This window comes from Peptacetobacter sp. AB800, from assembly GCF_047807365.1.
Taxonomy (GTDB): domain Bacteria; phylum Bacillota; class Clostridia; order Peptostreptococcales; family Peptostreptococcaceae; genus Peptacetobacter.
The window spans coordinates 39,515-54,721 of sequence record NZ_JBLOUI010000004.1 but is presented as its reverse complement, the minus strand read 5'-3'; the positions used below and the strand labels follow the sequence as shown (position 1 = coordinate 54,721).

At 30.4% G+C, this 15,207-nt stretch carries 15 protein-coding genes; 3 read left to right on the top strand and 12 right to left on the bottom strand.

Going from position 1 to position 15,207, the window contains the following annotated elements:
• Positions 1-12: 12 nt before the first annotated feature.
• The 9 genes from rplI to ACK2WN_RS02955 form a co-directional block, all read right to left on the bottom strand.
• On the bottom strand, positions 13-465 hold the full coding sequence (gene rplI, locus ACK2WN_RS02995) for a 50S ribosomal protein L9 (RefSeq protein WP_006440975.1): 453 nt from the start codon (positions 463-465) through the stop codon (positions 13-15).
• Positions 466-2,460 carry a DHH family phosphoesterase gene (locus ACK2WN_RS02990; RefSeq protein ID WP_329999230.1) on the bottom strand — a complete coding sequence of 665 codons (1,995 nt, stop codon included), beginning with the start codon at positions 2,458-2,460 and terminating at the stop codon, positions 466-468.
• 10 nt (positions 2,461-2,470) lie between these two features.
• The gene (locus ACK2WN_RS02985) at positions 2,471-3,445 is read right to left on the bottom strand and encodes a DUF2232 domain-containing protein (protein WP_416154820.1); all 975 of its coding nucleotides are present in this window, start codon (positions 3,443-3,445) and stop codon (positions 2,471-2,473) included.
• Between the two features lie 266 nt (positions 3,446-3,711).
• The gene (gene rpsR / locus ACK2WN_RS02980; protein ID WP_040410706.1) at positions 3,712-3,939 is read right to left on the bottom strand and encodes a 30S ribosomal protein S18; all 228 of its coding nucleotides are present in this window, start codon (positions 3,937-3,939) and stop codon (positions 3,712-3,714) included.
• An 18-nt stretch (positions 3,940-3,957) separates the two neighbouring features.
• Complete coding sequence (locus ACK2WN_RS02975; protein WP_006440971.1) at positions 3,958-4,434, bottom strand: single-stranded DNA-binding protein; 477 nt, start codon at positions 4,432-4,434, stop codon at positions 3,958-3,960.
• A gap of 30 nt (positions 4,435-4,464) precedes the next feature.
• Positions 4,465-4,749 carry a 30S ribosomal protein S6 gene (rpsF, locus tag ACK2WN_RS02970; RefSeq protein WP_006440970.1) on the bottom strand — a complete coding sequence of 95 codons (285 nt, stop codon included), beginning with the start codon at positions 4,747-4,749 and terminating at the stop codon, positions 4,465-4,467.
• Between the two features lie 277 nt (positions 4,750-5,026).
• A complete protein-coding gene (locus ACK2WN_RS02965; protein WP_416154819.1) occupies positions 5,027-7,108 on the bottom strand; it encodes a CocE/NonD family hydrolase in 2,082 nt (693 codons plus the stop codon).
• An 80-nt stretch (positions 7,109-7,188) separates the two neighbouring features.
• Positions 7,189-8,358 (bottom strand): DUF819 domain-containing protein, encoded by a 1,170-nt coding sequence (locus tag ACK2WN_RS02960; protein ID WP_416154818.1) that lies wholly within the window; start codon positions 8,356-8,358, stop codon positions 7,189-7,191.
• 78 nt (positions 8,359-8,436) lie between these two features.
• Complete coding sequence (locus ACK2WN_RS02955; RefSeq protein ID WP_006440967.1) at positions 8,437-9,510, bottom strand: mandelate racemase/muconate lactonizing enzyme family protein; 1,074 nt, start codon at positions 9,508-9,510, stop codon at positions 8,437-8,439.
• Positions 9,511-9,962: 452 nt separating this feature from the next.
• Here ACK2WN_RS02955 and ACK2WN_RS02950 point away from each other — a divergent pair, with 452 nt between their 5' ends.
• On the top strand, positions 9,963-10,532 hold the full coding sequence (locus ACK2WN_RS02950; protein WP_201416537.1) for a helix-turn-helix domain-containing protein: 570 nt from the start codon (positions 9,963-9,965) through the stop codon (positions 10,530-10,532).
• A 58-nt stretch (positions 10,533-10,590) separates the two neighbouring features.
• Here the strand turns inward: ACK2WN_RS02950 and ACK2WN_RS02945 are convergent, their stop codons facing one another.
• The 3 genes from ACK2WN_RS02945 to ACK2WN_RS02935 form a co-directional block, all read right to left on the bottom strand.
• Positions 10,591-11,781, bottom strand: a complete 1,191-nt coding sequence (locus ACK2WN_RS02945; protein WP_006440965.1) for a PLP-dependent aminotransferase family protein — start codon at positions 11,779-11,781, stop codon at positions 10,591-10,593.
• A 211-nt stretch (positions 11,782-11,992) separates the two neighbouring features.
• The gene (locus ACK2WN_RS02940; protein ID WP_300528141.1) at positions 11,993-12,187 is read right to left on the bottom strand and encodes a DUF951 domain-containing protein; all 195 of its coding nucleotides are present in this window, start codon (positions 12,185-12,187) and stop codon (positions 11,993-11,995) included.
• A gap of 13 nt (positions 12,188-12,200) precedes the next feature.
• Positions 12,201-12,464 (bottom strand): DUF3343 domain-containing protein, encoded by a 264-nt coding sequence (locus ACK2WN_RS02935; RefSeq protein ID WP_118549590.1) that lies wholly within the window; start codon positions 12,462-12,464, stop codon positions 12,201-12,203.
• A 300-nt stretch (positions 12,465-12,764) separates the two neighbouring features.
• On the opposite strand from ACK2WN_RS02935, the gene ACK2WN_RS02930 reads away from it, so the two are divergent.
• Together ACK2WN_RS02930 and ACK2WN_RS02925 are read left to right on the top strand one after the other, a co-directional pair.
• Positions 12,765-13,931 carry an iron-containing alcohol dehydrogenase gene (locus tag ACK2WN_RS02930; RefSeq protein WP_300528136.1) on the top strand — a complete coding sequence of 389 codons (1,167 nt, stop codon included), beginning with the start codon at positions 12,765-12,767 and terminating at the stop codon, positions 13,929-13,931.
• A gap of 256 nt (positions 13,932-14,187) precedes the next feature.
• On the top strand, positions 14,188-15,192 hold the full coding sequence (locus ACK2WN_RS02925; RefSeq protein ID WP_416154817.1) for a DMT family transporter: 1,005 nt from the start codon (positions 14,188-14,190) through the stop codon (positions 15,190-15,192).
• The last annotated feature ends 15 nt before the right edge of the window (positions 15,193-15,207 follow it).

Below are 15,207 nucleotides of genomic sequence, written 5' to 3'. Positions count from 1 at the left end.
TTTTACCCTATCTTATTTATTTTTTTCTTTAACATCTACTCTTATGTTAGTAGTTACTTTTGGATGTATTTTTATTTCTACTCTTGTAGATCCTAAAACTCTTATTGGTTCTTCAAGGTTTATTTTTCTTTTGTCTATAGTTATACCTTTCTGTTTTTTAAGCTGTTCAGCTATATCTTTAGAAGTTATTGATCCAAATAATCTTCCTCCATCTCCAGCTTTAGTGTATATTTCTATATTTATTTCTTCCATCTGTTTTCCAAGAAGTACTGCTTCATCGTATTCTTTCTGAGCATGGAATTCCTGTGATTTCTGTTTTTCTTTTAATTCTTTTATATTTCCTGCATCTGCCTGTACAGCCATTTTTTTAGGGAATAAGAAGTTTCTTGCGTAACCATCGCTAACTTCTTTCATTTCTCCTTTTTTACCTGTACCTTTTACGTCTTTTAATAATATTACTTTCATCTATTTATCCTCCTCTAAGAATTCTTCTATTATTTCATGTACCATATTATATGCTTTTTTAAGAGATACGTTTTTAAGCTGTGCACCAGCGATATCTATATGACCGCCACCGCCTAGTTTTTCCATCATTACATGGACATTTATATCTCCTAATGATCTAGCACTAATGAATACTTTTCCATCCTTTTGACCTAGCACAAATGAAGCCTCAACCTGTCTGATGTTTAAAAGCTCATCAGCTGCTTTGGCTATAATTACATTTACATTGTCAATTTCTGAAGAAGTATATCCGATACAAATTCTATTGTTTATAATTTTTGTGTTTTGTATAATTTCTGCTTTGGTTGTAAAGTCGCTGATATCAGCATTGAATAGCTTTTTAACTTCTATAGTATCTGCACCGATTTTTCTTAGATACGATGCTGCTTCAAATGTTCTTACACCTGTTTTAAAAGCAAAGTTTTTAGTATCTAGATTTATACCAGCAAGTAGTCCTTCCGCTGTCATTTTATTTATTTTAATATTTTCATCCATATACTGAATAAGCTCTGTAACCATCTCACATGTAGATGATACGTATATTTCATGGAATAATAGAACAGCGTCACTTATAAACTCTACCCCTCTTCTATGGTGGTCTATAACTACAACTTTGTCTGATATTTCCAGAAGCTTAGGACACTCTGTAAAGTTTGGTCTATGAGTATCTAAAACTATAACTAACGTGTCCTCTTTACATCTTTCTATAGCTGTTTCGTGATTTATAAAAATGCCTTTGTAGTATTTATCTTTTTTTATCTTTTTAGCAAAAATTTCTATAGAGTCATTTAGATTTTCTAATACTATATTAGATTCCTTACCACAAGCTTTGCAAAGGTCGTATATTCCAACTGCAGCCCCCATAGCATCCATATCAGGGTATCTATGGCCCATTATTAGAACATCTTCACTCTGATTTATAATTTCTCTTAGAGCATGACCAATCAGTCTTGATTTAACTTTTGTTTTCTTTTCTACAGCTTTAGATTTTCCTCCGTAGAATGAGAAATTATCTTTAGTTTTTACAACAACCTGATCTCCACCTCTACCAAGTGCTAAGTCTAAGGCTCCAACTGCCATTTTGAAATTATCGTTTATAGTTTCTCCATCTATACCAACACCCATACTTATCGTTACTGGAAGTGTATTTCCATGGTCTATATGTCTAATTTTATCTAGTATTTCAAACTTATCTAGCTCTATTTTTTTAAGCTCTTCTCTATTCATAACTAAGAAGAATTTATCTTTAGATACCCTCTTCATAGCTGCTTTTGACTCGGTTTCAAATGTAGACAGTACTCTTTCTATATCTGCAGTTATTAAAGGTCTATTTTCTTCATCTGCACTTTTAATAACTTCTTCGTATCCGTCTACTTCTATAATTCCTATAACTGTTTTTTCGTTTATATATTTTTCTTTAAGATTTAAATAATCTGTTTTATCTAACCAATAAAGAACCATCATATAATCTACATCTGAATTTGTTCTATTTTTTATTACTCTATATACGATGCTGTATCTTTTATCTTTGTATTCTATTTCAGAGTACATTTCGTTTTCGTCGTTTAACGCTTTTGTTAAATCAATTTCCCCTACAACATCTTTAATATTTTCATCTAGTAATCTATCTCTACCTATGATTTCTGAGAATTTATCATTGTGCATAGTTATTTTTCCATTAAACTCAATTACACACATAGGTATCGGCAAATATCTTATGGCTTTTTTTGCAATTTTATCCATATTTAAAGATAGATTTTCAACATATCTCATCCATTCTATTTTTTTTGATTCATTATTTTTTAAATTAAGGTAGAATACTATCCCCGATACAGCTATAAATCCAATTCCAGCTACTGCATTATAATATAAAAGAGCTACTCCTCCAATAAGCATTATAACCAGATATATTATATTTTCTCGGTTACTTCTATCTAAATTTGGCTTTACGTTCATTTCAATCCTCCTATATGGATTTTTTCATTTTTGGTTTAATCTTTCTAAAATCCATAATACAATCAAGCATACCTAGTAGAGCTATGAGTGTACCTCCACCCATCACTCCTAGAGTAACAATCAATATAACTGGGAATATTATTCCCCCTCTTCCTTGAACAATTCTAGTCTTTATAAAGTATATACATACAGAAATTCCTTGCATCATAAACATTATATTAAATACTATCTGTAAATTTCCCATTATAACAGTAGTATTTAGACCTGTATCCATATATGAAAGCCCAAATACTGCAAGGTATATAACAAATGTTATAACCACTGCATTTCCTGGTAAATAAAAACCAGACATTCTTATTCTATTTAAGTTCTTATCTGTTATTCTTTTGGCTATTGCTCCACCTAAGAAATATGTAAAGAATACACATATTCCAGACTGAATAAATAACAATGAAACTATCATATTTCTAAACATATCCGTAAGTTCCGCAGCTGTAACATCTCCAAGAACATTTAACTGTTCTTTTGGCATATTTTCTAGCCGCGTCTTTGATATTTTGGCAAATGTATCAGTAAGCTGTTTTACAACATCTATATTCATCATATATTTAGCTATTATAACGTATGCTATTGTCGATAAAATGAAAATAATTATTCCCATATAGATTGGTTCCTGTCGTTCTTCGTCATCTTTTTCACTTACCGAGTCAATAAGTCGCCCAACTAAAATAGACGGGATGACAAATGTTACAACAACTTCCATAGCGTACCTAACATCTGTTAAACCAAATATAGCTAGTACTGAAACAACAAATGCAGCCATGCTCTGTTTTTCAGTAGATATCATTCCAACTATCGCAAATGGTATACACACTGTGAATATTATCGCCATTGATGCCGTAGTAAGAGTAGTTGTTCCAACAGCTAAAGCTATTGCTATGGCAGTCATAAGCATCACAGTTACCGTTTGGTTCTGTTTTTTCATTTTCCCTCTCCTGTCATATCTATTAGTAGTTTTATATAATCGTATTAGCAATTATATATTTAAATCTTTTTGATTAAATTAATAAATTTGCGTTTAATTTTGCATATTTTATTAATACCCTAATATTAATATTATATCACAAATAGATATATATAAAAGTCTTTAATGATATAGTACACATTATACACAATTCAAAATTAATTTGTTTAATAACGAAAAAAATCCTATCGAGCTTTGCTCGATAGGATTTTATCCGTTATTATTTACTAGTCTAATGTGTAAGGTAAAAGTGCTATATTTCTAGCTCTTTTTATAGCTTTTGTTAATTCTCTCTGATGTTTAGCACATGTTCCTGATATTCTTCTTGGTAATATTTTACCTCTTTCAGTAACATATCTCTGTAATCTCTGAGTATCTTTGTAATCTATTTTAGCGTTTTTATCAGCGCAGAACTGACAAACTCTTTTTTTCTTACGTCTTCTTTTGTTCATCATGACTAATTTCCCTCCTTTTTAAAATGGTATGTCGTCATCGTCCACAGCTCCAAAACCTTCTGGGTCCAAGTCTGAAGACAGACCACTAGGTTCAAAGGCTGGTTCATTATGATTCTCTTTTATGTTATTACTGTAATTATTCTCAAAATTGTTGTAAGAACCTTCGCTAGCAGCTTTTTTGCTTTCAAGTGCATCGACCTGTCTGCAGCTAACTTTTGTAAAGTTCTTCCATTCGCCTGTCTGAGTTTGATAATTATCAACTCTTATCTGCCCGTTACATGCTACTAATCTACCTTTTGTAAGATAGTTCGCGCAGAACTCAGCAGCTTTTCCCATAACTTCTATAGGAATAAAATCGGCTTCTCTTGTGCCATCTCTTTTAGTAAAATCTCTGTTTACTGCAAGAGTAAATGTGGCTACTGGTGTTCCTGATCCTGGAATATATCTTAATTCTGGATCTTTAGTAAGTCTTCCTACTAGTACAACCTGATTCATAAAAACACCACCTATTTAAATAAGATATGATTAGTCACAAACAACAACCATGTGTCTTATTACGTTTTCGTTTATTTTTAAGTTTCTGTCTAATTCTTTTGGTAATTCAACAGAAGCTTTGAAGTTAACTAATGTGTAGAAACCTTCAGTAAATTTAGCTATTGGGTAAGCTAGTTTTCTATTTCCCCAAGCGTCAACTTTAGTTACTTCACCACCATTAGTTTCTATTATTTCTTTTATTTTGTTCTGTACACCTTCTCTAGTTTCTTCATCTAGAACTGGTTTCACAACGTAAACTAATTCGTAATCTCTCACTACAATTCACCTCCCTTTGGACTTAACGGCTCTAAATTATTTAGAGCAGAGAAATGAGAATCTAATTCTCATACTTGTATATATTATCACGTGCAAGTATTATTGTCAACAAATTTTTATATTATCTCTTAATAAAAACATTCATTTAAAATTTTTTCTAGGGTATCATATTTTTATTACTTTATATATTAGAAAAGTCAGTAGATATTTTATCCACTGACTTTTCCCTTGTCAAATAATAATATTTAACGCTTTACAAAAAATATAGTGATTATACTTATTTTTCTTTTCTAACAGTTACTTTTGAAGGGTATGCTCCTCCATGATGAATTTTATTGTTAGCTATAACATAAGTTTCACTGTTGAATCCATCTTTAGTATTACTATTTGGGAATATAAAGTTTTTAGCACTTGAAGTTATTGTAACTCTTATTCTATGTCCCTTTTTAAATGTATTAGATATCTTAGTTGTAAGTATGTTTAATTTATATACTTTCCCTTCTTCCATAAATTCAGGGTGTTCAAAACTATTTCTATATTTTGCTCCAAGAATTCCATCCGCTAATTTTATAGATTTACCATTTTCATCTACATCAGTTACCCTAACTATAAAATCTGTATCGACAGCATCAGAAGAAACATAAAGTTCAACATCCATATCACCTGTTATTGTAAAATCTTCTTCTAATACATCAGTTGTATAGCAAAGCATATCATCTCGTTTTTCTTCCTCTGTATAATCCTCTGGAACCTCTATTTCGTTTTCTGACATATCTATTATATGTATAGATGGGTTGTTTGGATCATATTCGTACTCATCAGCTTTTTCTTCTTCTGGTTTCTCAAATACTATCTTACCATCCCCATAAGAAGTATTTGCATCCCCGTTACTATCTAAGAACAATTCAACCTTTTCAGTTTCTGGAACTGGCCAATTTTCAGCTGTTTTCCATTCATTATCTCCTACTGTATAATATTCTACTGGAGATGTTTTATCTATTCCATTTTCTATTCCTTTTAAATGACGGTCAAACCATTTTAAGAAGTTAAGATCTATATCAAATCTAAGCGCATTCGCTCCAAAGTCAACCCCATGTAAGTCGTATCTTGAATTACCACTATGCTGCCATGGTCCTAATATAACCTTTCTTTTTCCTACTGGGAAATCTTTAACTATATCTAAAGCTTGTGTTGTTCCCATTCCATTATCATCAAACCAACCTGACATTATTAATGTAGGAATAACTATTCTCTTACTTCTTGCATGCCAATCAGAATCAGCCCAGAATTTACAATAGTCTTGATTTTTAAACCAATTATCAAGGAAATCAACTTTATATCCTAATGCTATTTCTGGTATATTTTCTAATGGTCTTATATTTAAAACTTCTTCCCAATCATCTCTTTCCATTAATTCAGGTTTAAATTTTTTCTGAGATACAGAGAATGCCCATGCTAACATTCCAGATGTTAAACATCCTCCTCTTCTTGGTAAGTCCATAAATGCACTTCCAGCACAAACTATACTTACCATCGCTGATAAATATGGATTTCCACTAGCTGCAGCTGCCCACTGAACATATCCAAGATAAGATCCACCTATCATACCTACTTTTTTATTACACCAAGGTCTATTTGCAATCCACGTTATAGTATCGTCACCGTCTTCTACCTCTGTATAGTTTGGCATCCAATCACCTTCACTTAGATTTCTACCTCTTACATCCTGTATTACTACCGCATATCCTCTTTGAACGTATTTAAAATATGACTGATTATTAAGTTCTTTTCCATAAGGAGTACGTACTAGTATAGCAGGAATATCACCTTCTATATCTGCTGGTAAAAATACATCTGTTGATAATTTTACACCATCCCTCATTTCAACATCGAACATTCCCTCATATTTAACTGGATGAATAGGTTCTTTTATTTCGTTCCATGCTTTTAAAGGAGTAATATCTTCGTAACCTTCTTTTACCAATATAGAAGAATATTCTCTATTAGAGCATAAGAAAGCTACTATTTCACCATCTCTTTTTAATACATTTAATGGGAATTTTTTTCTTCTCTGAATATAATAATTATCCTCTGCTAACTCATAAGTTTCACCATACTTAGTTCTAAGGAATTTTCTTTTTCCATCTAAGTGTTTTTCATAGTATTCTATTTTATCTGTTAACTCAAGAAGATTTATCTTACAAAAGTCAGTTATTTCTAAATTTTTTTCTTTTGTCAATTCAACTTTATCTAGAAATTTGTTTTCATATACATCTAACTCTTTGTAATATACTTTTTCTCCCTCATAAGAAACATATCCATATAGTATTCCTGATATATACAATTTATATTCTCTCATTCTTATCCTCCTAATAATTAACAATAAATTTAATTAAGACAAAAAACTTTTAAATTTAAAAGTCCTTTGCCTATAATCAATTACATTCCTAAAGTTCCCTTTATTAAATATGCGACGGTTATACCGGCATAGTTACCACATGCCCCGGCTATAACTCCCATTAGAAGTCCTATATTTATTAAACTCTTCCATTGAGCACTTGATGCTACTAATGCAGCAGTTGGCCCATCTGATATAGCTGCCACTATTGATAATAATACATATTCATATCTTATTTTGAATATTCTTGTTATTGCTAAATGTAGTATTGTGCAACCTATAACAACACAGAAACAGAATACTGTTATATGTAAAGTTGATCCAAAGAAATCTTTTAGATTAACTGCAAATCCTATTGTTGTTAAGAATAAAAGTGCTATATATAAACCTAAGTCAAAGTTTCCTCTAAGTCTTTTAACCCGTGGGAACTGAGCTAATATTATAGAGAATGTAGTTATAAGTATAACTCTTCCTGCACTTCTAAATCCTTCACCAAATATCACTCCAGATAACCAAGAAGCTACTGCAAATACCGCAAATGCTAAAGACAACATCCAAGCTATATCTTGTATACTCCATTCTTTAGATGCCATTAATTCTGTATGATCTCCTTCACCTAATAATTCATCATCTGTGTGATGGTATGGCCAGAATTTCTGGAATTTTTTTGAATTTTTTAATATAGCAGGCGCTGCAAACATAAACACTAGTGTTGGTATACCTATTACATAGTCTGCTGCATTTGCTGCTGCTATTGTTTCTCTAGCCGCATCAAGACCAACTGCTATAGCTGTAAGGTTGGCACTTCCTCCAGTATATGTTCCAACAAACATTCCTGCTACTTTCCATCCTTCGTCTATTTTTCCTGCAAACACTAATCCAAATATAAATGCCATTATACAAACTGATAATACTGCAGATATTAATGCTATAATAGGTTCTTTTGTAAGTTTTTTCATTTCTTTTAAGTCTAAACTTAATAAACATATACATATAGATAATGGTATACAATACCCTGATAAAATTCCATAAACGTCATGATTTACAGGAACTATTTTTAAATTAGAAAGTATTATTCCTAATATAATTACTGTAAGTGCTGGTCCTAAAGACTTAAATACTTTGAATTTCTGTAACCACAATCCTACAGAAACTGTCATAAACATTACTAATAGCAATGTCTCTGGGGTGTTGAAAACAGCTTTTTCCATATGTTATCCTCCTTCTATTATAGAATATGCAGTATATAAAATATACTGCATATTCTTTTTAATTCTCTTATAATTTAATTAAAAATCAAAGTCTATACCTAATCCTGGTTTATCAGAAAGAACGAATGTATCTCCATTTATTTCAAATCCGCCTTCCATTCCATTATCTGGATCTACACAGTACATGAAACTATCGCAGTCTGCTTCTGTTATATTTTTCTTAGCTGCTACTAAGCTAGCTCCAGCTGCTATAGCTATTTTAGTTTCTAGCATACATCCAACCATACATCTAACGTCATTAGCTTCTGCTATAGCATTTATTTTTAATGCATTATAAAGTCCGCCACATTTCATTAGTTTTATATTTAATATGTCAGCTGCATCCATTTTACAAGCTTTAGCTGCATCCATTGGAGAATGTATGCTTTCGTCTAACATAACTTTTAAACCAACTTTTTCTCTTATTAATCTTGCATCATTCATATTCCAATGAGGTAGGCACTGTTCAACTGCTTCTACACCAACTTTTTCAAATTCTTTTAAAACTCTTACTGCATCATTTACACAGTAACCCTGATTTGCATCTACTCTAAGGCGTATATCATTTCCAACTGCTTCTCTTATTAACTGTAATGCTTTTATATCTTCATCTGGATTTATTCCTGCTTTAATTTTTAATATTCTAAATCCATCGTTTTCTACTCTTTCTTTTGCTTCTTTTGCCATATTTTCTGGAGTATCTATACCGATAGTCATATCTGTCTGTATTTTATTATCATATCCTCCAAGTATTTTGTATAGTGGCTGTCCCATCACCTTCCCTTTTATATCAAATAAAGCTATATCTATAGCCGCTTTTGCTGATGAATTTCCAGTTATAAGTCTATCCATTAAAACATGTATTTTTTCTATTTCTAAAGGATCCATTCCTATTAATCCTTCTTTGAACATGTTTAGTGTACTTATAACACTATCTACTGTTTCTCCAGTTACAGGTGAGAAAGGAGCTGCTTCTCCTAGTCCATATATTCCTTCATCTGTCATAACTTTAATTATTACATTGTCTGCATAATCTTGAACCGCAAATGCTATTTTAAACGGTTTCTTTAGATGAATACGTATTTTTTCAATTTTGATATCAACTATTTTCATTTTACCCTCCTGTGATTAACTGAATTGGATTTTTTCAGATAGACTAGCTTTTTCTCAAGAATATAAATATATTAGCTTTTCTGAAAATTCAGTATCATCTTTTTTTTTATAATTTTAGCACATATTTTTTTATTAATCAATAAATTTTCAAAATATTTTTTATAAATAATAAAAAAAATAACTTTTTAATCGTAATTAAGTATTTTTTTTAGTCTATTTTTGTACATTTTTTGCCTTTTTAGGCTTATTTTTACTATTTTTACAGATTTTTTTCGTTTTCAGTCAAATTTAACCCTATTTTTTTATTGTATTTATAAAAAAAAAATCTTTATTTATTTTTTTATTTTAAAAATTATAACTTTATCTTATCTTTTTTTTGTGATATCATTGTATAGGTTAAGGGAAAACATTTGTTTTAAATATATAAAATATAATTTATAGAGAGGTAAAAAATGCTTGGAGAACGAATACGAAATTTTAGAAAAAACAAAAGTATAACTTTGCAACAACTCTCTGATGAAACTGGTTTATCTATAGGCTATATTTCTCAGATAGAAAGAAATTTAGTAGACCCTTCACTTTCTTCTTTAAGGAAAATCTCTAAATCATTAGATATTCCGACGTATCTTCTTATGGAAACCGAAAAACATTCTGATGATCTTACTACAAAAAGCGGTGATGTAATTATGATGAAACAACCTAATTCTACTGTTGAATATCATCTACTTACTCCTATGCCTAATGAAACTTTTATACCTAAGTCTTTAGCTATAAAGTTCTTTCTAGATCCTAAGTCTTGTGATGGTGATTTTCCGGTAATTCATGAAAGTGAAGAAATTGTTATGCTTGAAAAAGGAGAGGTTATTATACATCTTCCAGATGAAGATATAAAATTATCAGTTGGAGATACAACTATAATAAAAAGTAATATTCCTCACATTATTGAAAATTTGACAGATGATATTGCTATAGGTTTATCTATTTTTACACCTGCTATATGGAAATTTCCATTTAGCAAATAAAAAAAGCTATTGTACTAAGTACAATAGCTTTTTTTTTATTTATTCAAAGTTTTAAAGATTATTCACCTAATTCTTCTCTTAAAACCTGTCCCATTCTCTTGATACCTTCAACTATTTTGTCTTCTGGCATGTTAGAGTAGTTTAATCTACAGCAGTTGTATACTCCACCATTAGGGAAGAATGAATCTCCTGGTACGTATGCAACATTCTTTTCAAGACATTTAGTAGCCATTTCAGCTGCTTTTACGTTTTCTGGAAGTACTACCCAAGTGAATAGACCACCCTGTGGATGAGTGAATTTAACACATGCTGGGAATTCTTCTTCCATAGTTTTTAACATTAAATCTCTACGTTTAACGTAGCAAGCTTTTATATTTTCAACATGAGCATCTAAATCATATTCTTCTATGAATTTGTTAACTTCCATCTGAGATATTGTAGAAGCCTGTAAGTCTGCTCCCTGTTTGCATATATTGTATTTGTTTAATATTTCTGGAGCTGCACAAGTCCATCCTAATCTGTATCCTGGGCAGAATATTTTAGAGAATGTTCCAAGGAATATTACTAAACCTTTAGTATCCATAGCTTTTAATGATGGTAAGAATTCACCTTCGAATCTTAATTCACCATATGGGTTATCTTCTATAACAGGTATTTCGTATTTATTTATTATTTCCATGAATTTTTCTCTTCTTTCCATTGGCCAAGTTCTACCTGATGGATTCTGGAAATCTGGTATAACATATATCATTTTTACTCTGTCGTTTTCTTCTAATACTTTTTCAAGTTCTTCCATTATCATACCGTTATCATCTGTTGGTATTTCTATGAATTTTGGCTGATATGATTTGAAAGCATTTAAAGCACCCATGTATGATGGACTTTCACATAATACTATGTCACCTTCATCTAGGAATACTTTACCAGAGAAATCAAGACCCTGCTGAGATCCACTTGTTATAAGTATATCGTCTGGACCTACATTAGTTTTTAATTTTCTGTTCATTCTTTCTGCTATTTTTTCTCTTAATGGTTTGTATCCTTCAGTAGTAGTATACTGTAAGGCTACTTTTCCCTGTTCTTCAAGAACCTGAACTGATATTTTTTTCATTTCTTCTACTGGGAATAATTCTGGAGCAGGCATACCACCAGCGAATGATATAACTTCTGGTCTAGCTGTTAATTTTAACAGTTCACGTATTGCTGATCCTTCTAAGTTGTCTAATCTTCTTGCAAATTTTACTGCCATTTTTATAGCACCCCCATGAAAATGTTTATTTCAATGAATTTATTCATTTTATAATTACATTATATCAAATTTTTCTTAAATAATATACGTTAAATATTAAAAAAACGAGTTATTTTTATATCATTTTTTTATATATATTATTTACCATTTAATTTATTAAGTACAATATTTGCTCTTTTTTTACTGCTGTAAAACTACTTTTTATTAATATTTATTCTTCATTTGCTTTTTTTAGCTTCTTAATTCTTTTTTCAAAAGTTTCTCTATCTAGCATAATTAATCTTCCACATTGCTTACATCTTGCTTTTATATCCATTCCCGTTCTAGTTATTTCAAACTCCTTGCAACCACAAGCGTGTGGCTTTTTTAATTCTACTATATCTCCTTTTTCAAGATTTAATGGCATAATAATCCCTCCATTAGTTTAATTCTGAAGCGCTTCTTTTACCACCTTCAAGCTTCTCTATCATAAATAAACCTTTGCAATCTATACTATTTTCAGAAAGAATATTTTTTACTCTTTCTATATCTTCTTTTTCAAATTTTATTGATATTCCACAACTTGCACTTATTTCTCTTGGTGTTGGAAGTGTAGTAGCTTTTATATCGTCTTTCTGTAATAATTTTTCTGTTTTTATTGCGTTGTGTGTTGAATTAAATGCAACTATATACATTGTTTCCATTGTTATTTCCCTCCTAAATTTTGTGAATTTTATGACACTAGTAATTTTCAAATAAATTTTTTATCTAGTTTTAATACTATTATCATCTTGCTTTTTCTAAATTATATTATATTAAATAATTTAATTATTTTCCATTTATTTTTATTAAGTTAAATTTTTTTACTTTACAGAAATGTTTATTTATCTAATTTGATACCTAAAGGTAAGTATCATACCTAAAAGTGCCTTCTTTTTTTTTAATTTTTTAATATTTATAATTAATTTCGTAATCAAAATTAATACTTTGTTAGGAGGAAACTTATGAACAGATTTACAATACCAAGAGATTTATACTTTGGTGAAAATGCAATCGACTATTTAAAAAATGTAAAAGGAACTAAAGCAATGCTTGTTATCGGTTCTGAAAGATTAATCAAGGATGGAACAGTTCCAAAAATACAGTCAAATTTAAAAGAAGCTAATATAGAAACTTCTATTTTCCAGGGGGTTGAAAATGATCCTTCTGTAGCAACTGTAAAAAAAGGTGTAGAAATGATGAATGAATTCCAGCCTGATTTAATAATAGGTATAGGTGGAGGTTCTCCAATAGATGCCGCTAAAGCTATGTGGATATTCTACGAATACCCAGAATTTACTTTTGAAGAAGCTGCAAAACCATTTAACTTACCAGAATTAAGACAGAAAGCTAACTTTATAGCTATACCAACTACAAGTGGTACTGCAACTGAAGTAACTTCATTCTCAGTAATAACTGACAATGAAACAGGTGTAAAATACCCAATAGCTGACTACAATATAACTCCAGATGTAGCTATAGTAGATACTAATTTAGTTCAGAGCATGCCAAAAACATTAGTTGCAAATACTGGTATGGATGCTTTAACTCATGCTATAGAAGCTTATGTTTCTAATGCTAGAAATCCAATAACAGATGCTTTAGCTATGAAATCAATAGAAATGATATACGCTACTTTAGTTGATTCTTTCAATGGCGATGAACAGGCTAGAAAAGATATGCATATAGCTCAGAACTTAGCAGGTATGGCATTCTCAAATGCTATATTAGGTATAGTTCATTCTATGTCTCATAAAACAGGAAAAATATTTAATATACCTCATGGTCTAGCAAATGCTATATATCTATCAGCTGCAATACAGTTCAATGCTAAAACAGCTAAAGATGCATATGCTGATATAGCTAGAAGATTAGGGTTAGAAGGAAATACAGAAGATGAATTAGTTGAATCTTTAGTAAATGTTGTTAAACAGTTTAGAAAAGACATGGGTATGGCAAACTCATTAAAAGAATTTGGTTTATCTGAAGATGTATTTAATGAAAACTTACAGTCAATAGCTGAAACTGCAGTTGCAGACCCATGTACAGGTACAAACCCAAGAAATATATCTGTCGAAGAAATGAAAGAACTATTTAAAGCAGTTTACTATGGAGAAGATGTAAACTTCTAATACTAATATCTTTATATAGGGGCTAACTAACTTTATGTTATTTAGCTCCTTTTATATATAAATAATCCTTTACCAAAAAGTAACTTACATACTAAAAGGTAATTTACATACCAAAAAGTGCCTTATTTACAGTTCTTTGTTAATTTTATATTATTTAACTATTAATAATTTAAGGACCTTAAAATTTATCATATGATATGGATTAAATAATTTAAACTTATAAAACTAATTTTTTTATAATAAGGAGATTTTAAAATTGGACAATAAAAATTTAAAAAAAGGATTATTATTAGGAATTTTTGTAGGTATCGCATGGGGATTAGATGGTGTCCTAATGGGAAGAGTTGGTTTAAATTCTATTTTTACTGATAAAGCATTTGCTCTTTCACAAGGTATATCTGAAACTAGTTTTTCATTTTCTCCACTTGTTACAGCATTTTTCCATGAAAGCTTTTGCTTTTTCTGGGTTGCTTTAGTTTTATTATTTAGCAAACAATTAAAACATGTTTTCTATTTGCTATTTAAAACAAAAAAAGGTAAGGCAACTGCAATAGCTGCACTTGTTGGTTCTCCAATAGGAATGAGTGCTTATCTTCTAGGTATTAAATATGCAACTGCTCCATATGCATCAAGTATATCTGTTATATATCCTGGTGTAGGTGCTTTATTATCTTATTTATTTTTAAAGGAAAAGCTTTCTTTAAATTCTGTTATAGGAATTATCATTAGTTTAACTGGCTCTTTCATGCTTGGATTTAATCCAACAGGAAATATGCCTGGTACATTCTTTAAAGGAATAATGTTTGCCTTTGTAGCTGTTTTAGGATGGGCATTAGAAGGTGTCATTATAGGGTTTGCTATGAAACATATAAAAGATGAAGTATCTGTAGAGTCTACACCTCAACAGCTTTTATGTTTGAGATATCTTGTATCTATGGTTGCATATGCAGTAATAGTCTTACCTGCAATAAAAGGATATCCTCTAGCAAGCAATATCGTTTCTAGTGGTCTTGTTTTCAAATATGCTCTTATTGCTATTTTAGGTGCATTTACTTACCTTTCATGGTATAAAGCTGTAGATCTTATTGGTTCTGCTATGGGTACTGCATTAAATAGTACTTCTGCGCTATGGACCATTATATTTAGTGCATTACTCTTTGGAAATAAAATAACTCCAACTCTTGCCTTTTGGGGAATAGTTATAGTTATTGGTGTATTTATTTTTGCTATAAATCCAAAGACTTTAAAAAACAATAAATAGTTTATTAATTAGGAG